Source organism: Mesorhizobium sp. J428 (genome assembly GCF_024699925.1).
Classification (GTDB): Bacteria; Pseudomonadota; Alphaproteobacteria; order Rhizobiales; family Rhizobiaceae; genus Mesorhizobium_A.
The window spans coordinates 1,952,396-1,977,321 of record NZ_JAJOMX010000001.1 but is presented as its reverse complement, the minus strand read 5'-3'; the positions used below and the strand labels follow the sequence as shown (position 1 = coordinate 1,977,321).

General features: G+C 67.0%; 25 protein-coding genes and 1 pseudogene. 13 read left to right on the top strand and 13 right to left on the bottom strand.

Annotated features, from left to right (window positions below; all coding sequences use genetic code 11):
• The first annotated feature begins 130 nt into the window (after window positions 1-130).
• From LRS09_RS09915 to LRS09_RS09905, 3 genes are all read left to right on the top strand, one after another.
• The gene (locus tag LRS09_RS09915) at window positions 131-667 is read left to right on the top strand and encodes a TetR/AcrR family transcriptional regulator (RefSeq protein WP_257805788.1); all 537 of its coding nucleotides are present in this window, start codon (window positions 131-133) and stop codon (window positions 665-667) included.
• Between the two features lie 90 nt (window positions 668-757).
• Window positions 758-2,032 (top strand): flavodoxin-dependent (E)-4-hydroxy-3-methylbut-2-enyl-diphosphate synthase, encoded by a 1,275-nt coding sequence (gene ispG, locus LRS09_RS09910; protein WP_257805786.1) that lies wholly within the window; start codon window positions 758-760, stop codon window positions 2,030-2,032.
• A complete protein-coding gene (locus tag LRS09_RS09905) occupies window positions 2,016-2,858 on the top strand; it encodes a lytic transglycosylase domain-containing protein (protein ID WP_257805784.1) in 843 nt (280 codons plus the stop codon). Before ispG ends, LRS09_RS09905 begins: the two co-directional genes overlap by 17 nt.
• Before the next feature lies 1 nt (window position 2,859).
• Here LRS09_RS09905 and LRS09_RS09900 read toward each other — a convergent pair whose 3' ends face one another.
• Window positions 2,860-3,792, bottom strand: a complete 933-nt coding sequence (locus tag LRS09_RS09900; RefSeq protein ID WP_257805781.1) for a polyprenyl synthetase family protein — start codon at window positions 3,790-3,792, stop codon at window positions 2,860-2,862.
• A 162-nt stretch (window positions 3,793-3,954) separates the two neighbouring features.
• On the opposite strand from LRS09_RS09900, the gene LRS09_RS09895 reads away from it, so the two are divergent.
• Entirely contained in the window at window positions 3,955-4,662 is a 708-nt protein-coding gene (locus LRS09_RS09895; RefSeq protein ID WP_257805780.1) for a biosynthetic peptidoglycan transglycosylase, read from the top strand.
• 3 nt (window positions 4,663-4,665) lie between these two features.
• Here the strand turns inward: LRS09_RS09895 and LRS09_RS09890 are convergent, their stop codons facing one another.
• Complete coding sequence (locus LRS09_RS09890; protein ID WP_257805772.1) at window positions 4,666-5,490, bottom strand: MBL fold metallo-hydrolase; 825 nt, start codon at window positions 5,488-5,490, stop codon at window positions 4,666-4,668.
• A gap of 164 nt (window positions 5,491-5,654) precedes the next feature.
• Here LRS09_RS09890 and LRS09_RS09885 point away from each other — a divergent pair, with 164 nt between their 5' ends.
• The gene (locus LRS09_RS09885; RefSeq protein WP_257805771.1) at window positions 5,655-6,404 is read left to right on the top strand and encodes a YebC/PmpR family DNA-binding transcriptional regulator; all 750 of its coding nucleotides are present in this window, start codon (window positions 5,655-5,657) and stop codon (window positions 6,402-6,404) included.
• Entirely contained in the window at window positions 6,401-6,685 is a 285-nt protein-coding gene (locus LRS09_RS09880) for a SelT/SelW/SelH family protein (RefSeq protein WP_257805768.1), read from the top strand. The genes LRS09_RS09885 and LRS09_RS09880 overlap by 4 nt, the downstream gene beginning before the upstream one ends.
• A gap of 55 nt (window positions 6,686-6,740) precedes the next feature.
• Here LRS09_RS09880 and rpmE read toward each other — a convergent pair whose 3' ends face one another.
• Window positions 6,741-6,962 carry a 50S ribosomal protein L31 gene (gene rpmE / locus LRS09_RS09875; RefSeq protein ID WP_085467382.1) on the bottom strand — a complete coding sequence of 74 codons (222 nt, stop codon included), beginning with the start codon at window positions 6,960-6,962 and terminating at the stop codon, window positions 6,741-6,743.
• Between the two features lie 322 nt (window positions 6,963-7,284).
• Here rpmE and LRS09_RS09870 point away from each other — a divergent pair.
• Window positions 7,285-9,092: pseudogene (locus LRS09_RS09870) on the top strand (ABC transporter transmembrane domain-containing protein).
• Window position 9,093: 1 nt separating this feature from the next.
• On the opposite strand, the gene LRS09_RS09865 reads toward LRS09_RS09870, so the two are convergent.
• The 3 genes from LRS09_RS09865 to LRS09_RS09855 are packed head-to-tail and all read right to left on the bottom strand — an operon-like array spanning window position 9,094 to window position 13,851.
• On the bottom strand, window positions 9,094-11,064 hold the full coding sequence (locus LRS09_RS09865) for a DUF3857 domain-containing transglutaminase family protein (protein ID WP_257805766.1): 1,971 nt from the start codon (window positions 11,062-11,064) through the stop codon (window positions 9,094-9,096).
• 36 nt (window positions 11,065-11,100) lie between these two features.
• A complete protein-coding gene (locus tag LRS09_RS09860) occupies window positions 11,101-12,183 on the bottom strand; it encodes a 2-dehydropantoate 2-reductase (RefSeq protein WP_257805764.1) in 1,083 nt (360 codons plus the stop codon).
• A gap of 9 nt (window positions 12,184-12,192) precedes the next feature.
• A complete protein-coding gene (locus tag LRS09_RS09855) occupies window positions 12,193-13,851 on the bottom strand; it encodes an FAD-binding dehydrogenase (protein ID WP_257805759.1) in 1,659 nt (552 codons plus the stop codon).
• Between the two features lie 124 nt (window positions 13,852-13,975).
• Here LRS09_RS09855 and LRS09_RS09850 point away from each other — a divergent pair, with 124 nt between their 5' ends.
• Both LRS09_RS09850 and LRS09_RS09845 read left to right on the top strand, forming a co-directional pair.
• Window positions 13,976-14,329 carry a DUF1304 domain-containing protein gene (locus tag LRS09_RS09850; RefSeq protein WP_257805757.1) on the top strand — a complete coding sequence of 118 codons (354 nt, stop codon included), beginning with the start codon at window positions 13,976-13,978 and terminating at the stop codon, window positions 14,327-14,329.
• A gap of 65 nt (window positions 14,330-14,394) precedes the next feature.
• Window positions 14,395-14,718, top strand: a complete 324-nt coding sequence (locus LRS09_RS09845) for a hypothetical protein (protein ID WP_257805755.1) — start codon at window positions 14,395-14,397, stop codon at window positions 14,716-14,718.
• A gap of 3 nt (window positions 14,719-14,721) precedes the next feature.
• Here LRS09_RS09845 and LRS09_RS09840 read toward each other — a convergent pair whose 3' ends face one another.
• A complete protein-coding gene (locus LRS09_RS09840) occupies window positions 14,722-14,901 on the bottom strand; it encodes a hypothetical protein (protein ID WP_257805754.1) in 180 nt (59 codons plus the stop codon).
• A gap of 169 nt (window positions 14,902-15,070) precedes the next feature.
• Here LRS09_RS09840 and LRS09_RS09835 point away from each other — a divergent pair, with 169 nt between their 5' ends.
• Window positions 15,071-16,309 (top strand): MFS transporter, encoded by a 1,239-nt coding sequence (locus LRS09_RS09835; protein WP_257805751.1) that lies wholly within the window; start codon window positions 15,071-15,073, stop codon window positions 16,307-16,309.
• A gap of 9 nt (window positions 16,310-16,318) precedes the next feature.
• Here the strand turns inward: LRS09_RS09835 and LRS09_RS09830 are convergent, their stop codons facing one another.
• The 6 genes from LRS09_RS09830 to hemC all read right to left on the bottom strand — a co-directional run bounded on the left by LRS09_RS09830 (window position 16,319) and on the right by hemC (window position 22,449).
• Window positions 16,319-17,071 (bottom strand): glutamine amidotransferase, encoded by a 753-nt coding sequence (locus tag LRS09_RS09830; protein ID WP_257805733.1) that lies wholly within the window; start codon window positions 17,069-17,071, stop codon window positions 16,319-16,321.
• A complete protein-coding gene (locus LRS09_RS09825; RefSeq protein WP_257805731.1) occupies window positions 17,052-17,546 on the bottom strand; it encodes a TerB family tellurite resistance protein in 495 nt (164 codons plus the stop codon). Before LRS09_RS09825 ends, LRS09_RS09830 begins: the two co-directional genes overlap by 20 nt.
• 82 nt (window positions 17,547-17,628) lie before the next feature.
• Window positions 17,629-19,311: a heme biosynthesis protein HemY gene (locus LRS09_RS09820; protein WP_257805729.1), complete on the bottom strand. Its 1,683-nt coding sequence runs from the start codon at window positions 19,309-19,311 to the stop codon at window positions 17,629-17,631.
• 28 nt (window positions 19,312-19,339) lie between these two features.
• The gene (locus LRS09_RS09815; RefSeq protein ID WP_257805727.1) at window positions 19,340-20,695 is read right to left on the bottom strand and encodes a COG4223 family protein; all 1,356 of its coding nucleotides are present in this window, start codon (window positions 20,693-20,695) and stop codon (window positions 19,340-19,342) included.
• A gap of 106 nt (window positions 20,696-20,801) precedes the next feature.
• Complete coding sequence (locus LRS09_RS09810; RefSeq protein ID WP_257805720.1) at window positions 20,802-21,536, bottom strand: uroporphyrinogen-III synthase; 735 nt, start codon at window positions 21,534-21,536, stop codon at window positions 20,802-20,804.
• Entirely contained in the window at window positions 21,520-22,449 is a 930-nt protein-coding gene (gene hemC, locus LRS09_RS09805) for a hydroxymethylbilane synthase (protein ID WP_257805712.1), read from the bottom strand. Before hemC ends, LRS09_RS09810 begins: the two co-directional genes overlap by 17 nt.
• 114 nt (window positions 22,450-22,563) lie before the next feature.
• Here hemC and tsaD point away from each other — a divergent pair, with 114 nt between their 5' ends.
• From tsaD to LRS09_RS09790, 3 genes are read left to right on the top strand one after another with little or no spacing between them, the layout of a single operon-like run.
• On the top strand, window positions 22,564-23,643 hold the full coding sequence (gene tsaD, locus LRS09_RS09800; RefSeq protein ID WP_257810167.1) for a tRNA (adenosine(37)-N6)-threonylcarbamoyltransferase complex transferase subunit TsaD: 1,080 nt from the start codon (window positions 22,564-22,566) through the stop codon (window positions 23,641-23,643).
• Window positions 23,640-24,617 (top strand): NAD(P)H-dependent glycerol-3-phosphate dehydrogenase, encoded by a 978-nt coding sequence (locus LRS09_RS09795; RefSeq protein ID WP_257805707.1) that lies wholly within the window; start codon window positions 23,640-23,642, stop codon window positions 24,615-24,617. Before tsaD ends, LRS09_RS09795 begins: the two co-directional genes overlap by 4 nt.
• Before the next feature lie 11 nt (window positions 24,618-24,628).
• The gene (locus LRS09_RS09790; protein WP_257805705.1) at window positions 24,629-24,925 is read left to right on the top strand and encodes a YciI-like protein; all 297 of its coding nucleotides are present in this window, start codon (window positions 24,629-24,631) and stop codon (window positions 24,923-24,925) included.
• Window position 24,926 lies beyond the last annotated feature (1 nt).

The window sequence follows — 24,926 nt, the reverse complement described above, 5'->3', positions numbered from 1 at the left end:
GGCACTCCGGGAAAGGCGAGCGGGGAACTATGCAGCCGAACGGCTGGATTCCGCAATCTGATTCACCTATCGTAACTGTACCGTCTAGACGGTATTGTCAATTCGTTGTAGGTGCAGTGCAGCAAATTCGATGAGGACTCCGAGAGCAAATTCCCGTGAACGGATACTGGCCGCTGCGGCAGAGGTCGCGCGCGAAACCGGTCCGGGAAGCCTGTCTCTCGATGCGGTGGCTCACCGCGCAGGCGTCTCGAAGGGCGGACTTCTCTACAATTTCCCGAGCAAGGCCAAGCTGATGCAGGCGCTCGTGGCGAGCTATGTCGAGGAGTTCGAGCGCGAACTCGACAAGGCCGTCGTGGAAGGCGAAACGCTGCTGGCCGCCTATCTGCGGCTCAGCATGCTCAAATGCGAGGACGACGAGACCGCATCGTGGATATTCTCCGCCATGGCAGAGGATCCGCATTTCCTCGTGCCGGTGAGGCAGCATCGCCGCCGGCTGCTCGACCGGCTCAAATCCGAATCGTCCGATCCCGCCGACCTTCTCGTCGTCTTCTTCGCCGTGGAGGGGCTGCTGAGCATGAAGCTGTTCGACACCACGATCCTCAGCGCGGACGAGCGTGACATGATCCGTGAACGGTTGCCGCGCATTGCGAGCGGGCGCCGCTCCTGACACAGAAGCGTCGTCTTCGGCCCGCAAGCTTGACATGACGGAGCGCCTCCGCCACCTGAATGCCGTAGAATCCGGTCGCGGAGACCACACATGACCATCGCCGCCCCGATACAAGCCGTCGGCCAAGCCGGGCCCGCGCCGCGCCGCGCCACCGTCGGCGTGGATGTCGGCGGCGTGACGGTGGGCGGCGGGGCCGCCGTGGTCGTCCAGTCGATGACCAATACGGACACGGCCGATGTCGACGCAACCGTCGCACAGGTGGCCGCACTGCATCGCGCCGGCTCGGAACTGGTCCGTATCACCGTCGACCGCGACGAGAGCGCCGCCGCCGTGCCGCGCATCCGCGAACGGTTGGAGCGCGTCGGCGTGTTCGTGCCGCTGATCGGCGATTTCCACTATATCGGCCACAAGCTCCTGGCGGACCATCCCGCCTGTGCCGAGGCGCTGGCGAAATACCGCATCAATCCGGGCAATGTCGGCTTCAAGGAGAAGAAGGACCGGCAGTTCGGTGCGATCATCGAGACGGCGATCCGCTACGACAAGCCGGTGCGCATCGGCGTGAACTGGGGTTCGCTCGACCAGGAGCTGCTGACCCGGCTGATGGACGACAACCAGGCGAACGGCTTTCCGATGACGGCCGACGCGGTGACGCGTGAGGCGATCATCCAGTCGGCGCTATTCTCGGCCGAGCTTGCCGAGGAGATCGGCCTGCCGCGCTCGAAGATCATCCTCTCGGCCAAGGTCAGCCGCGTGCAGGACCTAATCGCCGTCTACAGGGACCTCGCCGAGAGATCGAACCACGCGCTGCACCTCGGCCTCACCGAGGCGGGCATGGGCACCAAGGGCATCGTCGCGTCGTCGGCCGCGATGGGCATCCTGCTGCAGCAGGGCATCGGCGACACGATCCGCATTTCGCTGACGCCGGAGCCGGGCGGCGACCGCACCCGCGAGGTGCAGGTGGCGCAGGAGCTGCTGCAGACGATGGGCTTCCGCCAGTTCGTGCCGATCGTCGCCGCCTGCCCGGGCTGCGGCCGCACGACCTCGACCGTCTTCCAGGAATTGGCCGAGAAGATCCAGGCCGACCTGCGCAAGAACATGCCGGTCTGGAAGACCAAATATCCGGGCGTGGAAGAGCTCAAGGTTGCCGTGATGGGCTGCATCGTCAACGGTCCCGGCGAATCCAAGCATGCCGACATCGGCATCTCGCTGCCCGGCACCGGCGAGACGCCGGCGGCCCCCATCTACATCGACGGCAAGAAGGCCGCGACGTTGCGTGGCGCAAACATTGCCGCGGAGTTCGAGGCGATGGTGGCGAGCTACATCGAGCAGCGCTTCGGGCAGGCTCCGAGTGAGGCGGCGGAGTAGCCTTGTCGCACTTCTGCTGCTCTTCTGCAGCCCGGACGCCCGCGCCGAGCCCGCGAGGCCAGCCGTCACCATCGGCCGTATCTGCGACCTGATCTGGGTCCATGCGCGGGTGAACCGGTTGCCGGAGGATTTTTTCGCGCGGCTGATCTGGAAGGAGAGCCGGTTCGATCCGGGCGCGATCAGTCCGGCGGGCGCGGAAGGCATCGCGCAGTTCATGCCCGGGACAGCCGCGATGCGGGGGCTCACCGATTCCTTCGATCCCGACCTCGCCATTCCGGCGAGCGCGAAATATCTCGGCGAGCTCAAGGCCAGATTCGGCAATCTGGGGCTCGCGGCGGCGGCCTACAATTCGGGCGAGACCCGAGTGACGCGCTGGTTGTCCTCCGGCGGCTTCCTGCCGCTCGAGACCGAGAACTATGTGCTCGACATCATGGGCGAGCCGGCGGACGTGTTCACCGATCCCGCCTATGCCGGCAAGATCGAGCCGCTGGACGCCGAGGCAGGGTTCGATGCGGCATGCCGGGCTATGCCGGCGACGATGAGCGCCGTGATCCCGATGGCGAGCGTGCACACCAAGCCGTGGGGCGTCCAGGTCGCCGGCAATTTCCGACGCGACGCGGCGGTTCGCCAGTTCCAGCGTCTGAAGGCGCGGTTCAGCAGCGTGCTCGCGGATCATGAGCCGGTGGTCAGCCGGGTGCGCTCGCCGATCGGGCGACGTGGAATCTATGCGGTGCGCATTGGAGCGGACTCGAGGCGGGAGGCGGACGAAATCTGCGTCACGCTTCGCACGGCCGGCGGGTCCTGCGTGGTGATGCGGAACCGGTAGATCAGCTCTTGCGCTCGGCGATGAAGGTCGCGGCCTGCTTCAGCACGGCGGCCTTGGCGCCGAACGGCTCCAGCAGGTCGTGTGCCTGGTCGACGAGGCCCTTCAGCTGTTGCCGCGTCCATTCTGCGCCGTGCAAAGCGGGCAGCGTGCCTTTGCCGGCGGCGGCATCCTTACCGGTCGCCTTGCCCATGGCGGCGGCGTCGGCGGTCAGGTCGAGCAGGTCGTCTGCAAGCTGGAAGGCGAGCCCGATCGCCGAGCCGAACTCGGCCAGCCGCTCGCGGTCGGCGAAGGTGGCGCCGCCGAGGATCGCGCCGGCTTCGCAGGCATAGCGGATCAGCGCGCCGGTCTTCATAGCCTGGAGCCGGATGATGCCGGCCTCGTCGGGCCGGTCCCTCTCAGCCCCAAGGTCGAGCGCCTGGCCGCCGGCCATGCCGCCGATACCGGACGCCACCGCCAGGCCCTTCACCAAGTCGAGCCGCTGGCGCGGCGAGAGCGGTGGCCGCGCTGCCTCCCCGCTCTCCGTCGCGAGTATGTCGAAGGCGAGCGTCAGCAGGCTGTCGCCGGCAAGGATGGCGGTCGCCTCGTCATAGGCTTTATGGACGGTGGGCTGGCCGCGGCGCAGATCGTCGTCGTCCATGGCCGGCAGGTCGTCGTGGATCAGCGAATAGCAATGGACGCATTCGAGCGCGGCCGCCGTCGCCAGCACGTCCTCTCCGGCGCGGCCGAACAGGGCGGCACTCTCGATGACGAGGAACGGCCGCAGCCGCTTGCCGCCATTGAGAACCCCGTGGCGCATGGCAGCGAGCAGGCGTTCCGGCCGAGCGATTTCGCCGGTCCGGTCGCGTCCGTCGAGCAGGCGGCGCAGTTCCTGCTCGACGCGGGCGGCATGGCCCGAAAGCCGTTCCTCGAAGCTTGTGACCGGTGCGTTTTCCATGGCGGCGACGCTTGCCGCCATTCCCCGGCGCGGTCAAGCACGGGAAAGCGCGCCGTGAAGCGCGGGGGGTGATTGCCAGCCGCAAGTCGCGCCTTTATGCCGTCTGTAATGGCAAAAGGCACTCCCAAGACGAGCATGCCCGCCGTCGATCCGGAGCCGGACATGGCCGCGGGAAGGGTGAGGGCAGGGCAAGGCAGGCGCGGCTGGGTCAGGCGAATCGTCGTCGGGCTCGTGGTGCTGGCGGCGCTGCCCTTTGTGTTGACCTTTCTCTACATCCTGCCTTTCGTGCATCCCGTCTCGACGCTGATGCTGAAGGATCTGGCGACCCTGCAGGGTTATGACCGGCAATGGGTGTCGCTGGAGGAGGTCGCGCCGCCGCTGCTCCATTCGATCGTGATGTCGGAGGACGGCCAGTTCTGCTCGCATTACGGCGTGGACCTGCGGGAACTGAGCGCTGTGCTGAACGACGCGATGGAAGGCGAGCTGACCCGCGGCGCCTCGACCATCACCATGCAGACGGTGAAGAATCTGTTCCTGTGGCACCGTCCGCTGGGGTCCGTGCGCAAGGTGATCGAACTGCCGCTGGCGGTCTATTTCGACCTCATGGTGCCCAAGCACCGTATCATGGAAATCTACATCAACATCGCGGAGCTGGGGCCGAACATCTATGGCGCGGAGGCGGCCGCGCAGCACCATTTCGGCAAGTCGGCGAAGAACCTGTCGCGTCGCGAGGCGGCGCTTCTCACGGCTGCGCTGCCTAACCCGATCCTGCGCAATCCGGCGAAGCCGTCGGCCAGCATGCGCCGCATCGCCAACATCATCGAGCGCCGCGCGCGCAACGCCGGCGACTATGTCAGGTGCCTGCAATAGGGCTCAGACGCCGTCGAGGATGACGATCGTCGGCTGGCGGGGGAGATTGGACAGCGACAGCCTGATCGAACGCTCGGAGCGGAAGTCGGACGCGAAGCCCTCGCCCATCAGCGAGATGAACTCGCCGATCGGCGTCGCGTGGCGATGCATCGGCAGGATGACCGAGGAATAGAGCCGCTCGGCGATCCTGCTCATATTGGTCAGCGACTGGGTCATGCCGCCGTCCACCGGCACCATCAGGACGTCGAGCCGGCCGATAGCGGCGTAATGCGCGTCGGTGAGGTCGTGGTGCAGATGGCCGAGATGGCCGATGCACAGGCCGGCCACCTCGAAGATGAAGATCGAATTGCCGTTGACCTCCATGCCGCCTTCCCAGGTGCGGATGTCGGTTGGCACGTTGCGGACGTAAAGGTCGCCGACCACGACGCGGTGCCTTGCCGGCTCGCCGCCCTCGGCCCAGCCGTTGAGCGGATATTCGATCGATGGATCGGGCGCGCGGGTGAAATGGCCGGAATGGGCTTTGTTCATGGTGACGACACGCGGCACCGGATCGACTGGATAGCGGCCGGAGAAATCCGTCGCGACGCGCACGCCGCCAGGCGTGTCGATCAAGTAGGTGGAATGGCCGACATAGGTGATGGTTACCTCGCCCTTGGCAACGTCGGCCTGCGCGAGCTGCGGCGTGAAGTTGGCGTAGACCACGTTCGGCAGCGACTGCGCCATCGCGATGCAGGAGGAGGGAACGGGATCCTCCTGCTGGGCGTGTGAGGCTGCCGTGAAGGCTCCCAGCAATGCTGCGGCCACGAGTGCCAGGCGGAAGCGGCGCATGTCGGGTCTCCCGGTTCGTCTGACCGAGAGTATCGTCAAGCTCGCGCCGATCCCGTCATCACGATTGCGCGAGAAGAGTTCCGAACGAGCGGTTCTGGACGAAAGCGAGGCTTCTGGTGTAAGGCAGCCCACCAAATCCAACCATTGCAGGACCTGAAGGGCTCATGGCCGGTCATTCCCAGTTCAAGAACATCATGCATCGCAAAGGCCGCCAGGACGCGATGCGTTCCAAGGCCTTTTCCAAGCTCGCGCGCGAAATCACCGTGGCGGCCAAGATGGGCGCGCCCGACCCGAACTTCAATCCGCGCCTGCGGCTCGCGATCCAGAACGCCAAGGCCGAGTCGATGCCGAAGGACAACATCCAGCGCGCCATCAACAAGGCCGCCGGCGGCGATGCGGAGAACTATGACGAAGTGCGTTACGAGGGCTACGGGCCGGGCGGCGTCGCCGTCATCGTCGAGGCGCTGACAGACAACCGCAACCGCACCGCCTCCAACGTCCGCGCCTGCTTCACCAAGGCCGGCGGGGCGCTCGGCGAAACCGGCTCGGTGTCGTTCATGTGGGACCGCGTCGGCGAGATCGTCTACCCGGCATCCGCAGCATCGGCCGACAAGGCGATGGAAGCGGCGATCGAGGCGGGCGCCGACGATGTGCAGTCTGACGAGGAGAGCCACGTGATCATCTGCGCCTTCGAGAGCATCGGCGATGTCTCCTCCGCGCTCGAAGCCTCGCTCGGCGAGGCCCAGTCGGTGAAGACGATCTGGAAGCCGCAGAACAACATCCCGGTCGATGAAGAACGCGCCCAGTCGCTGATGAAGCTGGTGGCAGCCCTTGAGGACGACGACGACGTGCAGAACGTCTACGCCAACTTCGAGGTGGACGACGCCACACTTGCAAAGCTCAGCGCGGCGTGAGCGATAAACCCGCCATCCGCATCACCTATTGCACCCAGTGCAGCTGGATGCTGCGGGCCGCGTGGATGGCGCAGGAACTGCTCTCCAGCTTCGGCACGGATCTCGCAGAGGTGACGCTGGTGCCCGGCACGGGCGGCATCTACGAGGTACATTGCGACGGGGAGCTGATCTGGGAGCGCAAGCGCGACGGCGGCTTTCCGGAGGCGGCGGAACTCAAGCGGCGACTGCGCGACAAGGTGTGGCCGGAAAAGCAGCTTGGGCATCTCGACAAGAAGCCCTGACATGAAAAAACCCCGCCGAAGCGGGGTTTTTTCATGTCTGACGCTGCCGTCGGGCTTAAATGCCGAGATTGGCGAACTTGCTCTTGAACTTGGTGACGCGGCCGCCGCGGTCAAGGAGGTTCTGGTTGCCGCCGGTCCAGGCCGGGTGCGTGGTGGGGTCGATGTCGAGGTTCATCGTGTCGCCTTCCTTACCCCAGGTGGAGCGCGTCAGGTACTCGGTGCCGTCGGTCATCACGATCTTGATCGTGTGGTAGTCGGGGTGGATCTTGTCTTTCATCGGTCTCGTCCTGAACAGCGGTGCGGCGATGCGCCCGGTCTCTAAAGCTTGAAGCCGCGGCCATGGACGGCTACGGCTTCGAAAACGGTCGGCGTGCCCTATACAGCACGACCCCGAGAAGCACAAGTCCGCCCCGCCGACAATACGGCACGTGCCCATTACGGCTCTTGTGCGTATAAGGCACGATCGTTTGGCGCCGGAAGGGGCGCCAAGGCCGAATTGATTTCCGTCAAGGCTTCGTGACGCCGAAATGGACGATTAGGCTCGTCTGAACCGTTGATGAGAACAGATCCCGGACCGACGGGACGAGGAACGCAGAGCGATGGCCGAAGACACACCGACCCAGGACGAGCAAAGGCGCCGCTCGCTCAAGCCGCTGGCGCGGCTGTTCCCCTATCTCGGCCGCTACAAGGGCATGGTCGCTGCATCGGTGTTCTTCCTGCTGCTCGCGGCGGCCATGACGCTGACGCTGCCGATCGCGGTGCGCCGCATGGTCGACAACGGCTTCAGCGACGGCGGCGACTCCGCCTTCATCGCCAACTACTTCTCCATGCTGGTGGTGATTGCCGCCGTCCTCGCGCTGGCGTCCGCCTGCCGCTACTACTTCGTCATCACTCTCGGCGAGCGTGTCGTGTCCGACATACGCCGCGACGTTTTCGCTCATGTCACGACCCTGTCGCCCGCCTTCTTCGATCGGTCGCAATCGGGCGAGATCGTCTCGCGCCTGACCGCCGACACGACGCAGATCAAGTCCGCCGTCGGGGCGACGTCCTCGGTGGCGTTGCGCAACGCCATCATGGGGCTTGGCGCGGTCGGGATGATGGTCGTGACCAGTCCGAAGCTTTCCGGCCTCGTCGTCGCCGCGATCCCGGTGATCGCATGCCGCTCGTCGCCTTCGGCCGGTCGGTGAGGCGCAAGTCTCGGCAGGCGCAGGATACGCTTGCGGAGGCGACCGCCTATGCCAGCGAGCAGATCGGCGCGCCGCGCACGATGCAGGCTTTCACCGCCGAGCCGATCGTGGTCTCCCGCTTCGAGCGCGCGGTCAACGCGGCGTTTGACGCAGCCCGGTCGTCGGTCTTCGCCCGGTCGATCCTCACCTTTTTCGCGATCTTCACCATTTTCGCGTCGGTCGTGGCCGTGCTCTGGTTCGGTTCGCGCGACGTGCTGGACGGCACGATGTCGGCCGGCACGCTTGGCCAATTCCTGCTCTATTCGGTGTTCGCGGCCGGTGCGCTCGGTGCGCTGTCGGAAGTGTGGGGCGAGCTCAGCCAGGCGGCCGGCGCCGCCGAGCGGCTGACCGAGATCCTCGCCGAGGAGCCTGAGATCGCGGCGCCTGCCGATCCGAAGGCGCTTCCCTCGCCGGCGCTTGGGCGCGTGTCCTTCGAGGACGTATCCTTCGCCTATCCCGGGCGGCGCGACATGCCGTCGCTGACCTCGGTCTCCTTCACGGTCGAGCCGGGTGAGACGGTCGCCATCGTCGGCCCGTCCGGCGCCGGCAAGAGCACCATCTTCTCGCTGATCCTGCGCTTCTACGACCCGCAGTCGGGCAGGATCCGCGTCGACGGCGTCGATATCAGCCAGGCCGACCCGCAGGAACTGCGCCGGCGCATCGCCATCGTGCCGCAGGACGTGACCATCTTCGCCACCTCGGTGCGCGACAACATCGCCTTCGGCCGCCCGGAGGCCAACCAGATCGATGTGGAGCGCGCGGCGCACGATGCGCTGGCGTCCGAATTCATCGACAAGCTCGGTGCCGGCTACAAGACGGTCGTGGGCGAGCGCGGTGTGACGCTGTCGGGCGGCCAGCGCCAGCGCATCGCGATCGCGCGGGCCATCCTCCGCGACGCGCCGATCCTCCTGCTCGACGAGGCGACCTCCGCGCTCGACGCGGAAAGCGAGACGCTGGTGCAGACGGCGCTGGAACGGCTGATGAAGGGCCGCACCACGCTGGTCATCGCGCACCGGCTGGCGACCGTGCTCAAGGCCGACCGCATCATCGTGCTCGATGGCGGCGAGATCGTCGAGGAAGGCACGCACGCCTCGCTGGTCGCCAAGGGCGGCGTCTACGCACGCCTGGCGCGGCTCCAGTTCGAGACCGGCGCCAGCGCGTTCAAGAGCGCGGCGGAGTAGACTATTCGCCCGGCTTGGCGACGTAGGTGAAGTCGAAGGTCCATTTCGAGTTTGCCCAGAAGTCGTCCAGTCGCTTCGAGTATCTGGACAGATAGGCGGGTGAGACCCGGTCCGTGAAGGTCATGAACGTCCAGATGACCTGGAAGCTGGTATCGGTCGCCTTGGTGACGGCCGTGAGTGCTGCGAAGGGCGCAACATCTTGGGCCGAATTTTCCGGTGCCCTGAAACGTGCCTTCAGGTTGCGTACGAGCGTGGTGTGTTGCTTGAACACGGGCTGTCCGATCCAGACCGGCGCGACGCGGTCGACGCTGCTCGGCGTCGGAAAGTCGCCGAGCGCGATGTCGGCCTTGAGCGGGAACTCCTTGATGAGGCCATCGGCCTTGAGCTTGGCGGCGCTGAGTTCATAGCGCTCGACAACCTTCACGACGTTGGCGTCGCGGTCGTCGCTGACGTCCAGGGCGGCGACACGGCTTATGCCCGGATAGAGCCCGTCGTAATATTTGAGGTAGTTGTTCGACAGTTTGGCCGGCGATTCACTCATCAGCTTGTAACGCATCCAATCGGCGGAATCCGCCCGATACGTGGTCTCGACGTGCAGCGTCATCGGTTCCTCGCCGTGCGGCATGTCGAACGTTTCCAGGACACTCGACGTCGGTTCGACCAGCCGTGGTCTGGGGATAGGCTCAAGGGCGGCCGTGTCGTCGGTCAAGGGCAGAGCGTAGGCGAACTGCGGGACGACGATCGTGTCGGCGCGCCCGCCCTGCAGATAGTTCGTCGGGTCGATCCAATAGGGTTTCCCGTCAATTCTCGCCCGCACGATGGCGTGGTTGAAGACTGACACAGCAGGCAAACGTTGCAGCAATGCTGCCCCTTCGAAGGAATGGGTGAGCGCCACATCGGCTTCGATGCCCAGCGAGCGCAGTGCGATCGCAAGCAACAGCGATTTGTCCTTGCAGTCGCCGAAGCCGCTCGCGATCACTTCCTCCGGGCTGCGCGGAATGTAGGTGCCGGTGCCGATCGAAAGGCTGACGTAGCGGATATCGTCCTGCACGATGCGCATCGCCTCAATCAGCCGATCCTGAGCCGAGGCGTAACGGTTGGCGATCGACGCGAGCTTTGTCTGGAAGGTCTTCGGAAGTGCCCGGTTCAGTTGGTAATGCGGGCGCACTGCGGCGACGATGTCAGCCCAATCTCGAGTCGACGAGATTTCAATGCGCCCCTGGACGGGAAAGTCCGCTGGCGCATTGGGTTGATCGTTAATCGGCTCGGGATTGATGACGTCCCAGACGAGAGCCTTGATGCCGCCTTCGGTCACCAGATCAGCTTGAAGCTTGGTCTCGCGGGATGTGTGGACGAGTTCCCTTCCGGGCGGCGTAAACGCTTTCACGCGAAAGCGGCCCACGGGCACCGTCCATTCCACCTCGAATGCCGCGTAAAAGAGGTGTTTGCCGACCGCCGGACTGTGCCTGGACGTGCTTGCCCAGTCGATGATGTCGCCGATGCGGACATCGTCCAGATTGATGTATGCGGTCAGCCGGCCGTCGAACACGCCGCGCTCCGCGTCCGGTTCCCGCCGCGCGGTCTGGATCCTGGCAACCTGGCGCTGGTCTATGATTTCGCCGTCCCGGATGATGTTAAGCCGATTGAGCGTAACGGTCTCTGCTTCCGGGTCGAACTCGAGACTGATGCTGGCGGCGCTTTCCAGGCCGGTGCGGTCGACGATCTTATAGGCAATGCGGTTATAGGTTTCCCAACCGCCTTCAGTCGGCTGGATCTGATACTCCGATAGCAGGTAATGAAGTCCGCCCTGGATCCTGTCGGCATAAAGCGGATCAGGGGCTGGAACATCCAGTATCTCGACCCAAGGCGCCTCGGGACCGCGCGCGACGCTGCTGTCGGCGATCGCGGACTGCGACAGGGCGAGGGCCACAAGCAACCCGACGAAGGATATCGCTCGTTGCACTTGCTTCATGTGTGCTGACCGCCTCTTCCCCAAGTAAGAGTCAGCCTAGCTGCCCTTTGCTCTACTCTCAACTGTCGACGTTTGAAGAGCGCTGCGGGTTTTTCCGGCGAAGGCGCTGATTCTCGACGAGGCTTCAGCGGAAGCGATACTCCCCCGACCGGCTTCTCGCTCGCGGACGAGCGAGATGACCGCCTCCGATATCGGGGCGCGCGTTCGGTGCGCCTCCGCAAGCCTGACGACTGCGCCTTGCAGGTAGTCGATCTCGGTCGGCCGTCCGGCGGCCAGGTCTTCGGCCATCGATGAGGTCGCGGTGGGGTCGATCGCAAGCATGCGCCTGGCGACGAGGCCGAAGAGGGTGTCCGGCAGGCGCAGGATGGTCGGGATCGTGCGCGGGCGCACGCCTTCAATCGGCGGCAGAGCGACGTCGGCGGCCTTCGTGACGCGCAGCAGCTCGTCGATCTGGGCGGCCAGGATGCGGCGCCAGGGACGGTCGGAGAGCTGGCGTTTCAATGGCAGGCCGGAGAGCGCGTTGAGCGCGTTGTTCATGTTGAGCGCCAGCTTCGACCAGGCGAGGCCGGCCATATCCGGATGATCCGCGCAGCCGACGCCTTCGACATCCAGCAGGGCGCGCAGGTCGGGTCGGCCGGCGTCGACGACAACGTGGCCACTGGTGCCGCGATGGAAGGAAGGTGTGCCGCCGGGCCATGTCTGGGCGACGTTGAACGGCACCATCCCTGCCACGACCCGGTCTGCGCCGAGCCGCTCGCGCAGCAGCGGGACGTTGTCGACACCGTTCTGCAGGCTGACGATAAGCGCCTTCGGCGGTGCGAAGCGGCGGATCAGATCGGCCATGCCCGCCGTATCGCCGCTCTTCACGGTGACGAGGATCACGGCGGCGTCGGCCAGTGCTGCGGCGGGGTCGGCGGTCGTTTCGATAACGCCCGGCAGAAGCCTTCGATCGCGTCTGTCGAGATCGGTGATGCGCATGCCTTGGTCGCGCAGTGCATCGGCCAGCCGCGGTCGGGCGAGAAGCACGACGTTGCGCCGCGCCAGCGCGAGGCATGCGCCGACATAGCAGCCGATGGAGCCGGCGCCGGCGATCGCGATGCGGGCGTCGGGGCTGATCATGGCGCGCCGCTAGACCGAGCGCGCGGCGTGACGGCCGGCATTGCGGCCGGAGAAGATGCAGCCGCCGAGGAAGGTGCCTTCGAGCGCGTTGTAACCGTGATAGCCGCCGCCGCCGAAGCCGGACACCTCGCCTGCCGCATAAAGGCCGGGAATCGGGTTGCCGGATGCGTCGAGCACCTGCGAATCGAGGTTGGTGTGCAGGCCGCCCAGTGTCTTGCGCGTCAGCACGTTGAGCCTGACCGCGATCAGCGGCCCATGCGCCGGATCGAGGATGCGGTGCGGCTTCGCGGTGCGGATCAGCTTGTCGCCGAGATAGCTTCGCGCGCCGTTGATGGCGGTGATCTGTGCGTCCTTGGCGAAGGGGTTGGCGATCTCGCGGTCGCGCGCCTCGATCTGCATCTTCAGGTGGTCGTGGTCGATCAGCCTTTCGCCCGCAAGCGCGTTCATCGCCTCGACGAGTTCGGAAAGCGTGTTGCGGACGATGAAGTCCTCGCCCTTCTCCTTGAAAGCTTCCACCGGCGGCGGCGCGCCCTTGCCGCGCCGGTTCTTCAGCACCGCGCGCCAGCTCTTCGAGGTGAAATCGGGATTCTGCTCGGAGCCGGACAGCGCGAACTCCTTCTTGATGATCGACTGGGTGAGCACGAACCAGGAGTATTCGTAACCGGTCGACAGGATGTGCTTCAGCGTCGACAGCGTGTCGAAGCCCGGCAGGCAGGGCGCGGGCAGGCGTTCGCCGCGCGCGTCGAACCACATCGACGACGGTCCCGGCAGGATGCGGATGCCGTGGTTCGGCCAGATCGGCGCCCAGTTGGCGACGCCCTCGGTATAGTGCCACATGCGGTCGGCATTGATGACCGCCGCGCCCGCGTCCTGGCTGATCGCGATCATGCGGCCGTCGACGTGATGCGGCACGCCGGACACCATACGCTTCGGCGCGGGGCCAAGGCGTGCGACCGGCCAGTTTTGGCGCACCAGCTCGTGGTTGCCGCCGATGCCGCCGGAGGTGACCAGCACCGTGCCGGCCGACAGTTCGAAGACGCCGGCGACGGCGCGGCCGGACTGCTGGCCCCGCTCCACGGTCGAAGGCTCGAGGATCTCGCCTGCGACGCCGGTGACCGCGCCATTCGTCGTGACGAGGCGGCTTGCCTGATGGCGGAACTTCAGCTCGATGCGGCCTTTGACGACATGTTCGCGCACGCGCCGTTCGAAGGGCTCGACCACGCCGGGGCCGGTGCCCCAGGTGATGTGGAAACGCGGCACGGAATTGCCATGGCCGTGCGCCTGCGCGCCGCCGCGTTCGGCCCAGCCGACGACTGGAAACCAGCGCATGCCCATGCCGTGGAGCCACGGGCGCATCTCGCCGGCGGCGAAATCGACAAAGGCTTCGGCCACCTTGCGCGGCCACGCGTCCTCGGGCCGGTCGAACTGGGCGGAGCCCAGCCAGTCCTGCAACGCCAGCTCGCGGCTGTCCTTGATGCGCAGCCGGCGCTGCTCGGGGCTATCGACGAAGAAGAGGCCTCCAAGCGACCAGAAGGCCTGGCCGCCGAGCGAGTTCTCGCCTTCCTGCTCCAGGACGACGACGTGCCTGCCGGCATCGGCAAGTTCGGCGGCGGCAACGAGCCCGGCAAGCCCACCGCCCACCACGATGGCATCCGTATGTTCGGCCACGTCTTCCTCCCCCTGTTCCTCTCCCGCGTCAGGGAGGATGGGCCGGGCATCGCCGCGCGATCAAGCGGAAAGTTGCGCGGCAGGCGGTGGCATGCTCAATGAAGGGATCACGGGGGAACCTGCCATGATCGCCAACGTCCTGACCGCCGTCGTCGCGTTGATCCATCTTTATATCGTTTATCTCGAGATGCTTGCCTGGGACACGCCCGCGGGCCGCAAGGCGTTCGGCACCACGCCGGAGTTCTCGGCCGCCTCGAAGACGCTGGCGATGAACCAGGGGCTCTACAACGGCTTCCTCGTCGCCGGCCTCGTCTGGGGCCTGTGGCTCGGCGATGCCGGCTTCGCGGTGAAGGTGTTCTTTCTCGGCTGCGTGATCGTCGCCGGCCTCTTCGGCGCTGCGACCGTGGGGATCAAGATCCTCTACATCCAGGCCTTGCCGGCCGCGCTTGCGTTGGCGGCGCTGCTGCTGGGCGTCTGAGCGGAACCCAAACCGCGCGGCCGCGTTTGTGTGGCGACGATCGTCACGACGAACGAGGTGTTGCCATGTCCATGAATTTCCTGAACGCCCGCAAGGATGTCGAAGGCCGCCTCGCGGACCAGATCCATTCGCTGCAGGAAGAGCTGAAGACGCTGCGTCGCCAGGCGGGAAAGCGAGGTGCGCAGTCCTATTCCGATGCGCGCGACAGCGCCGCCGACCTCGTGGAGGAAATTCGCGATTCGCTCGCGCCGACGATGGATCAGATGCGCCGCCAAGCCAGGTATGCAAGCGAGAGCGTCAGGAGCCATCCGGCAGCCTCGGTCGCGGTCGGGCTGATCGTGCTTGGCCTGGCGGCCGCGCTCTTCGCCGGACGCTCGTCGTCGCGCTGATCCCTAGCCGAACAGTCCGCCTGTGCCGGTCTCGTGACGGAGCCAGATCGCGAGCAGGATGAAGAGGATGGCGACGCCCACGCCGGTCCAGTCCCACTGGCGTGTGCGCAGGAACTGGTAGAGCTTGTACAGCGCGATTGCGCCGGCGACGGCGCAGACGACAAGCAGAATTAGACGCGGCATTTCCTGTCTCCGCCAACTCCTGAATGGTTGACGTGCCATCATGGCGGGTTGTGGGCCGTCGACAAGGCAGCGTCAAAAGATTGGGCCAGCCGCGTGATTTCGCGCGCGCAGTCGCTCGAACTGGTCTAAGGGGGCTTCATGCTGGCGCCAACTCACCCCCTCCTGGGTCATGCCTCCTGATTCCTCCGCCTCCACCCATCGCTTCGCCGCGTTCCGCCATTCGTCCTTCTCACGTTACTGGGCGGCGCGGTTTCTCACCACGTTCGCGACGCAGGTCGTCTCCGTCGCCGTCGGCTGGCAGATCTACGACCTGACGCGCGATCCGTTCGATCTCGGCCTCGTCGGGATCATCCAGTTCGCGCCGTCGCTGCTGCTCGTGCTGGTCACCGGTTCCGTGGCCGACCGGTTCGGGCGCAGGCTGATCATGGCGCTGGCCGCCTTCCTGGAGGCGCTGTGCGCGCTGGCCATCCTGCTTCTGACGCTGCGCGGTCTCACCGGCGTCGCGGAGGTCTTCGCGATCCTGTTCGTCTTCGGCGTGGCGCGCGCCTTCTTCGCGCCGGCCTCTGCCTCGCTCGTCGCCAATCTCGTGCCGGCGGAGGATTTCGCCAACGCGGTGGCGTGGAATTCATCCGCCTGGCAGACGGCGACGATCGTCGGCCCGGTGGCGGGAGGCCTGCTTTATGGCCTGTCGGCGGAGGCGGCCTACACGGTCGCGATGGCGTTCATGCTGGCCGCCGGTGTGCTCATCCTGAGCATACCGAAGCCGACGCAGCATTCCGAGACAGAGAAGACATCGCTGGAGACGATCTTCGCCGGCTTCCGCTACATCTGGTCGGAGAAGATCGTGCTGGGCGCGATTTCGCTCGACCTCTTCGCCGTGCTCCTGTCGGGCGCCGTGGCGCTGCTGCCGGTCTATGCGCGCGACATCCTCGAGCTTGGCCCGTGGGGACTGGGGCTGCTGCGCGCCGCGCCCGGCATCGGCGCGATCATGGTGGCGGTCTGGCTGACCAGCCATCCGATCCGCGACCATGCGGGCCTGGTCATGCTGTTCTTCGTCGCGATGTTCGGCGTCTTCACCATCGTCTTCGGCGTGTCGACGATCCCGTGGCTGTCGATCTTCGCGCTCGCCATGCTCGGCGCGACCGACATGATCTCGGTCTATGTGCGCGAGACGCTGATCCAGCTGTGGACGCCCGACAGGGTGCGCGGCCGGGTCAATGCGGTGAACATGGTCTTCGTCGGCGCGTCGAACGAGCTCGGCGAATTCCGCGCCGGCACAATGGCGGCGCTGATCGGCACCGTGCCGGCCGTCGTCTTCGGCGGCGTCGGCGCGATCGCGGTGGCCGGGCTGTGGGGCGTGCTCTTCCCGGCGCTGCGCAAGGTCAGGCACCTGAACGGGCGGGTCTAAGCCAGCGGATCAGGCTTTCCGCGCCCGCGTCACCGCCTGCCTCGGGTCAGCGGCTCCGAAGATCCGCTCAAGGAATTCCCCCAGCCAGGCGCGCAGCCGGATGTCCCACAGCATGCGGCCTTCGAGATGATCGCGGCCGACCTGCGCGCCCGGCAGCTCGAAGCGCTGCGCGCCGCGCACCACCCAGCGATGCATCATGGCGCGGGTCAGCTCGGCGTGGAACTGCACGCCCCAGGCATTGTCGCCGTAGCGGATCGCCTGGTTCTCGTAATGCTCGCCGGAGGCCAGCAGCGTCGCACCGGAGGGCAGCGAAAAGCCCTCGCGGTGGAAGTGGTAGACCATGTCCGGCCAGTCGAAGATCTCGCGGCCGGCTTCGGTCGGCCTCAGCGGATACCAGCCGATCTCGACCTTGCCGTCCTCGCGCCCGCCGACCTTGCCGCCCAGATGGTTCACCAGCATCTGCGCGCCGAGGCAGATGCCGAGGAACGGTTTGTTCTCGCCGAGCGGCACCGCCAGCCAGTCGGTCTCGCGCTTGACGAACTCGTCGGGGTCGTTGGCGCTCATCGGTCCACCGAAGATGACCGCTCCGGCATGGTCTTCGAGCGTCTCGGGCAGGGGATCGCCGAGCGGCGGCCGGCGGATGTCGAGATCGAAGCCGCTGGCGACGAGGATTTGCCCCACACGGCCTGGGCTCGACAGCTCCTGATGCAGGACCGTGAGGATCTTCGGCCGCTCGGAAATCTCAGTCCGTCTCGACTTCATCTTTCGTTCCAGATGATCCCGGCCGGCGCTCTTCGACTTCGTGCCGCATCCTGATCCTGTCGCTCCTCTCGACATGCAGCAGTTCGGCGACGCGCCAGACGATGTTGTCCTCCACTTCGGTGCGGACGCCGTCGGCATAGACGATCTCCCACATCATGCCGACGAATTCGATGCGGCTCTCGTGATCGAGATGCTGGTTGAGAATGCTGGTGAAGGCGTAGAGGTCAACCGATTCCTGCTGGGCCTTCTCGCCTGCAGAAATGATCTCGGCGAGCTTTTCGCCGTGGACGTCGTAGGTCGCTGCGATCTCCTCCTCGAGGATCTTACGCTCGGATTCGGCGCGCTCGCCGTCCGCATCCATGACGACGAAGAGAAGCGCTGCGGCGGCCACGGCTGGATGATCCGTGCCGAGGCGGCGCCCGGCCGTCTCCTCGCCGGTGAGTTCCCTTATGAAGGCAAGAAAACGCTCGAACATGAAGTGGGACCGACAGGCAGGGAGTTGCGACGCCCGAATCGGCGCCTTTGAAATCTAACGCGTTCTGGCCGATCGGCAACCGTCAGAAGAGTCGGAAGCGGCGGGCTTCCTTCTCCCCGGCGGAGTCCGGATCGACGCCCGGATCGTCGGGAATAGGCGGAACAGGGGGCTCTTCCAGGATCGTGGCGACGGTCGGCGCGGGCGGCCCCGGCGGCGCGCTCTGCGGCTTCTGTTCGACAGGTGTCTCCGCCTTGGCCGGCGTCTCCGGAGCGGGCGCAGGCGGGACAGCGGCGGGTTCCGGCGGCTGGATCGGCGGATAGCGGTCGTTGGCCGGCACAGGGACGATCTCGGCGTCGACCACCTCCGCACGGGCGGGTGCAGGCTCCGACCGCTGGATGATGGCAGGCGGGGTGACGCGCTCCGGCTCGGGGGCAGGGCCGTCCACGACCTGCGGCGCCTGCTCGATCACCTGGCCGATCCGCTCGACCGGCACGCGCCATTCGAAGGCGCCGATCCTGCCGGTGACCGGCGAGAAGGGTGCCCATTTCTCGGAAACGATGCCGTCGGCGGTCCAGGCCGGATCGGGCTGCGCCTTCACCGCGCGTCCGAGATATTCGCGCACCTTGCCCTGGTCGCCGCCGTCCGCGTCCTCGATATCGGCGAGCAGCAGGAACGCCGCCTCGCGGGGCGCAAGCCGCGCCGCCGCTTCGGCGGCCTCCCGGGCGGCCCTGTATTCACCGGCTTCGAGCGCGGCGCGGGCGACCACGAGCGAGGAATCGGCGTTGTTGGTGCGCAGCTCCGCCAGCTTGCGGGCGCGCTTGAGCCGGTCAATCGCCGAATCGCCGTGGCGGGCATGGACATAGGCGTCGGCGATCTCGGGATGCGGCTCCTTCTTCCAGGCTGCCTCGAGGATCTTCGCCCCCTTGCGCAGGTCGTCCTGGCGGAAGAGCGCCTTGGCCGCGATGACGGCGGCGGGAACGAGGCCCGGGTCGAGCCTGTTCGCCTCGATCGCCGCGTTCTTCGCCGCGAGCGGATCGACATGCGACAGGTTGATGGCTTTGGCCGTCAGCAGCACTGCGCGGTTCTTCGCGGCGGCCTCCTTCTCGGCCGCGCCAATGGGCTTCCGCGCGTCGAGCAGGCGCAGCGCGCCATCCCAGTCGCCGTCGCGCATACGCGATTCGAGCGCGGCGTTGGCGGCCCATGACAACTGCGGCGCCGCAGCGCTCGCCTGCTCGGCATAATGGCGCGCGACGCCCCGGTCTCCCAGCCGCTCGGCCTCGAGATAGAGCCCGCGCAGGCCGATCAGCTTCATTTCGGGATCGTCGAGCATCGTCTCGAATTTCTTGCGCGCGGCGGCATGGTCGCCTTCGAGCAGGGAGGCCTGCGCCTCCAGGAGATGCAGCAGCGGCTCCTGGTCGGCGCTCAGCATCTTGACGGACTCGCGATGCTTGCGGCGGGCCATATCGGCGTCGCCCGCGCCGGCGGCGATCAGGCCGGTCGAGAGCGCCTGGTAGCCGCGGTCGCGGCGGCGCACGCGGAAATAGCGGGAGATCGTGTAGGGGCTGTTCCAGATGCTCTTGACCAGCCACCACAGGATCATGACGGCGGCGACAAGCGCAGTCACGATCGCCGCGGCGACCATCAGCGTCACCTCGTATTGGTAGCCGCTGAACGTCACGAGGAGCGTGCCCGGCCGCTCGGCGAGCCAGGCAAAGCCGAGACCGAGCGCGAAGACGAGGATCAGGAAGGACAGGATACGGAACATCGGTCGACCCCCGGAAACGGACTTGCGCTCAGGCCTTGAGCGCGGCGGACAGGATTGTGCCGATCAGCCCGTCGGCTGCCTGACGCGCCTTGACCTTGGCGATGAAATCGGCGCCCGCCGCCTTGGCCGGCTCCGGAAGCTTGTCGTATTCGGCGCCGGCGCCGGCATAGTCGCCCTTCTTCAGCGCGACCTCCATGCGTGCGACGATGGCGGGGGCATCCTCGCCCTCCACCGTGCCGACCGGTCGCACCTGCACGAGCGACTGGGCGCTCGACACCAGGCGGTCGATGAAGCCGGCGTTCGGATCCTGCACATTCGTGGCGGCGATCATCGCGTTGGCGACCGGCGGGAAAGCGTCGTCGATCGCGGTGCGCGAGGGCACGCCGGTCGCCGCCATGCCGCGCAGGGCTTCAATCTCGGGCGACTGCGGCGCGATCGACGCGTAGGTCTCCAGCTCGGTCATGAACGGATCGCCGCGGTCGATGGCGGCCTTGAGCGCGGAGGCTGCGATGGCCAGCGCCGCGCTCGGCTGTTCCGCCTGTTCGGCGACCTTGCCCCCGAGTTCGCCCACCTGCGCCTCCAGCGCGGCGAGGCGCTGTTCGAGAGGGGCCGCCGCACCGGCGGCGGCCTGCTTCGCCTCTGCCACGGCGGCATCGAGCGCATCGAGGCGCTGTGTCACCGGCGTGAGATCGACGTTCGCACCGCCCTGCTGAACGGAGGCAAGCGCCGTTTCGAGGGCCTTGAAACGTTCCTCCAGCGCCGCTGCCGCTTCCGGCGATGCGCCGCTGCCGGCTTGCAGGGACTGGAGCTGCGTGCGGGTCTCGTTCAGCGCCGCGGCAAGCTCGTCGAGCCGGGGAGCAAGGTTTTCCGTGGCCGGGACAGCGGCGACCTGGTTCTTCAACGCGCCGATCTCGCCGCGCAGGGCCTCGATCTCGGCGGTCGCCGTCGAATTCCCGCCGAGCGACGGCAACACGCCGCCATACTGCAGCGCGCCTGCGCCGGCGAGCGCGACCACGCCGCCGAGAAGGCCGGCGGCAATGGCCGAAACGCCGCCACGACGCGGTTCGGCACGCGGCGGAGACGGCGGCGGGGTTTTCGGGGAGGACTTGTCGGCGCCGGCTGTCTGCTGCGGCGATGCGGAGGGCTGCTCACGGCCGAACGGCGGCTTCGCGCCGCTTTCAGCGGTCGGCTTCGAGACGGTCTCGTCGAGCAAGGGTTTTTCCGGAGACTTCGCCTCCGGGGTGGGCTCAGGCGATTTGGCCGAAGCTGCGGGCGCGGGCGTTTCGGGCTTCACGGGTTCGGATTTCACGGGCTCGGCGTCGAGATCGATCGTCACCGGGTCGCGACGCGGCTTCGAATGCCGGATCTTCGGCGAATTCACCATCTTCATGCTCCCCGCGCTTGACGCCGGCCGATGTCGGAACCCTCCGGGACCGGTCCGATGACTACCGGCTATTCGACAGGATGAAAAGGGTGGCAGTATGGCGCGGCTAGAGGAGCCCGGACAGCGCCGCGGCCATCGCGCGGTCGTTCGGCTCCTCCGCAATCACTATCCGCTCGGGGAAGAGAGGCGCGGCAGGCTCCGCCGCGCGGCGCGAGATTGCCACTAGTCGGGCGTTCGCTAGCAATGGCACAAAAGCCGGGTCGGGGGCCAGCGTTGCCAGCGCCTTCGCAGCTTCGGCGGAATGGACAAGGACAGTGAAGAAGGGCGCCGTGCCCAGCCGGCGTACAGCGTCTTTGCCGATCCTGGCGGTGAGGGTGTCGTAGGTTTCGACGGGAACCGGGCGAATGCCATGCTGTCGAAGGCCCTCCTCGAAGTCCGGCCGGCGCAGCCTGCCGCAGAGATAGGCGACGGTCGCGTCCGCCCCCAGCCTGTCGCATATGAGCCGGACGAGGCCGTCGGCGTCGCCCGGCCCAACAGAAATGTTCAAAAAGCCTGCCTCGCGCGCGGTCTCGGCGGTGGCCTTACCGACCGCGTAGAGCGGGCATCTCGCGAGCTCTGCCAGCAGCGAAGGAGAGGCGTGGCGAAGCGCGTTGGCGCTGGTGATGGCGACGGCGTCGATCGCCTGCGCGTCGACCGGCTTGGCCGGCAGCGGGCGGATCTCCGTCAGCGGCAGGACGACCGGTTCGAAGCCGGCCAGCCGCAGCGCCCGCGCGGTCGCCGACGCGCCTGGCTCGGGCCGCGTGACGAGCACGCGGCGCAGCGGTTCAGGCCCAGCCGTCAAAGAATTCCTCGCCGGCCTTTTCGCGGACGATCCGGGCTGCCTGCTGGCCGATGGACTCGGCCTCGGCGGCATAGCCTTCAAGCGCGACGTCGTGCGATTTCGTGCCGTCCGGCGTCAGGATCAGTCCTGAGAACAGGATCCGGTCCCCTTCGATCCGGGCGTAGCCGGCGATCGGCGTGCGGCAGGAGCCGTCCAGTGCGCCGAGGAAGGCGCGCTCGCAGACCAGCGCCGTCGCGGTCTCGCGATGGTTGATCGGCTCGAGCATCGCCGCTGCGCGCAGGTCTCCCGACCGCTGCTCGACACAGATCGCGCCCTGGCCGGGCGCGGGCGGAAACTCGTCCAGCGGCAGCAGTTCCGTGATCTCGTGCGCGAGGCCGAGCCGGCGGAGCCCGGCATTGGCCAGCATCGTGCCGTCCACCTGGCCCTCGGCCAGCTTGCGCAGGCGGGTCTGCACGTTACCGCGGAAGGTGACGACTTCGAGGTCCGGCCGCATGCGGCGGATCAGCGCCTGGCGGCGCAGCGAGGAGGAGCCGACCACGGCGCCCGGCGGCAGTCCTTTCAACGTCGGTGCCGTGCGGCCGATGAACGCGTCGCGTGGGTCCTCCCGTTCCAGGAAGGCCGACAGTTCGAGTCCGGGCGGCAGCCGGGTCGGCATGTCCTTCGAGGAATGCACGGCGATGTCGATGCGCCTGTCGAGCAGCGCCTCTTCGATCTCTTTTGTGAACAGGCCCTTGCCGCCGGCTTCGGAGAGCGAGCGGTCCTGAATGCGGTCGCCGGTGACGGAGATGATCTCGATGGCGAAGGCTTCTTCCGGCAGGCCGTGTGCCTGCATCAGCAGGGACCGCGTCTCGTGCGCCTGCGCCAGCGCCAGAGCGCTGCCTCGCGTGCCTATCCTGAACAGTTCTGTTTGCATGATGTGCGGACCGTGATAACCCCTGCCGGTCCGGATCGGCCGGGCACTCTCAGTATCATTCCCTAGCCAGGTGTCCACAATTCGGCAATGCAGCTGGTGAAACCGACACGCCTCATGCTCGGCATCGAAACGAGCTGCGACGAGACCGCCGCCTCGGTCGTCGCGCTTGACGCCGACGGCCGTCCGCAGATCCTCTCCAACGTCGTGCTCAGCCAGATCGATGAACATGCGGCCTTCGGCGGCGTGGTGCCGGAGATCGCCGCGCGCGCCCATGTGGAGGCGCTGGACGGGATCATCGAGGCCGCTTTGCAGGAATCGGGCAAGGGTCTGGCCGACATGGAGGGCATCGCGGCGACCGCCGGGCCGGGGCTCATCGGCGGGCTGATCGTCGGGCTGATGACGGGCAAGGCGCTGGCAAGCGTAAGCGGCAAGCCGCTGTATCCGGTGAACCATCTCGAAGGCCATGCGCTGGCGGCGCGGCTGGTCGACGACGTTGCATTCCCCTATCTGGTGCTGCTGGTCTCCGGCGGCCACACGCAGATCATCCTCGTGCGCGGGGTGGGGGACTACGAGCGCTGGGCCTCGACGATCGACGATGCGCTGGGTGAGGCGTTCGACAAGACGGCGAAACTGCTCGGACTGCCCTATCCCGGCGGCCCGAACGTGGAGAAGGCCGCACTTGCGGGCGATGCCTCGCGATTCGACTTCCCGCGTCCGCTGAAGGGCGAGGCGCGGCCGGATTTCTCCTTCTCGGGTCTGAAGACCGCCGTTCGGCAGGCCGCGACGGCGATCGCACCTCTGTCGGAGAAGGACATCGCCGACATTTGCGCGTCGTTCCAGGCAGCGGTGGGCGAGACGCTGCAGGACCGCGTCGCGCGCAGCCTGGCGCGGTTTCGCGGCATGTTCCCCGGCCAAACCCAGCCGACGCTCGTCGTCGCGGGCGGCGTGGCGGCGAACAAGTCGATCCGGGCGGCGCTCGAACTGGTCTGTGAGCGGAACGGCTTCCGTTTCCTCGCGCCGCCGATGAAGCTGTGCACCGACAATGCGGCGATGATCGCCTGGGCGGGGCTGGAGCGGCTGAGCGCCGGCATCGAGCCGGACGAGGCGATGCATTTCGCGCCGCGCTCGCGCTGGCCGCTGGACGAAAGTGCCGCGCCGCTGATCGGCGCCGGCAAGCGCGGAGCCAAGGCATGAAGGTCGCTGTTCTCGGCGGGGGCGCCTGGGGCACGGCGCTGGCGCTCACCTCGCTGCGCGGCGGCAATGCGACCACTTTCTGGATGCGCGATGCGGATGCGGTGCGTGCGCTCAACGAACGGCACGAGAACCCCGGCTACCTGCCCGGCATCGCGCTCGACGCGGAGCTGGCCGCGACAGACGACCTCGACGCCGCGCTCGTCGGCGCGGAGTGCGTGCTGGCCGTCGCCCCGGCGCAGGCGCTGCGCGAGGTGGCGTCGCGGCTCGTCGGCAGCATCCGTCCCGGCGTGCCGGTGGTGATCTGCGCCAAGGGCATCGAGCGCAGTTCCGGCAAGCGGCTGTCGGAGATCATCCGCGAGATACTGCCCGACAACCCGCCGGCAGCACTCTCGGGACCGAGCTTCGCCACCGACGTGGCGCGAGGACTGCCGACCGCGGTCACCGTGGCGGCCGAAGACGCAGAGCTTGCCGCGACGCTGGCGCGGCTTCTGTCGGCGCCCCAGTTCCGCTGTTACTCCTCGGATGACCTCGTCGGCGTCGAGATCGGCGGCGCGCTGAAGAATGTGCTCGCGATCGCCGCCGGCGCGGTGGTCGGCGCCGGGCTTGGCGCCAGCGCCCAGGCGGCACTGGTGACGCGCGGTTTCGTAGAGCTGCGCCGCATCGGCGCATCGTTCGGTGCGCGGCCCGAGACGCTGATGGGACTCTCCGGCCTCGGCGACCTCGTGCTCACCTGCGGCTCCGCCCAGTCGCGCAACTTCGCCTACGGGCTGGCACTGGGGCGCGGGGACAGTCTTGTCGGCATGAAGCTCGCCGAAGGCGTGGCGACGGCCGGCATCGCGGCAACGATCGCGGCCGATCGCGGCATTCGCGCGCCGATCACCGATGCGGTCGACCGGATGCTTGCAGGCACGCTGACGATCGATCGCGCCGTTGGGGAACTGCTTTCGAGGCCGCTCAGGGCCGAGGACGATTAGAAAGGATAGTCATGCTGTTTGCACTCGTCGCACTGGACAAGCCGGGACATCTGCAGGTGCGTCTCGACACGCGCCCGGACCACGTCGCCTATCTCAACGACCTGACCCACAAGGGCATCCTGAAATTCGCTGGCCCCTTCCTCGACGCCGACGGCAAGCCCAACGGCAGCCTGGTGTCGATCGAAGCCGACAATCTCGATGCCGCCAGGGCGATCCTCGCGGAAGACCCCTACGCGAAGGCCGGCCTGTTCGCGTCGACGGACGTGCGGCCATGGAACTGGGTGTTCGGCAAACCGGATAACGCCTGAG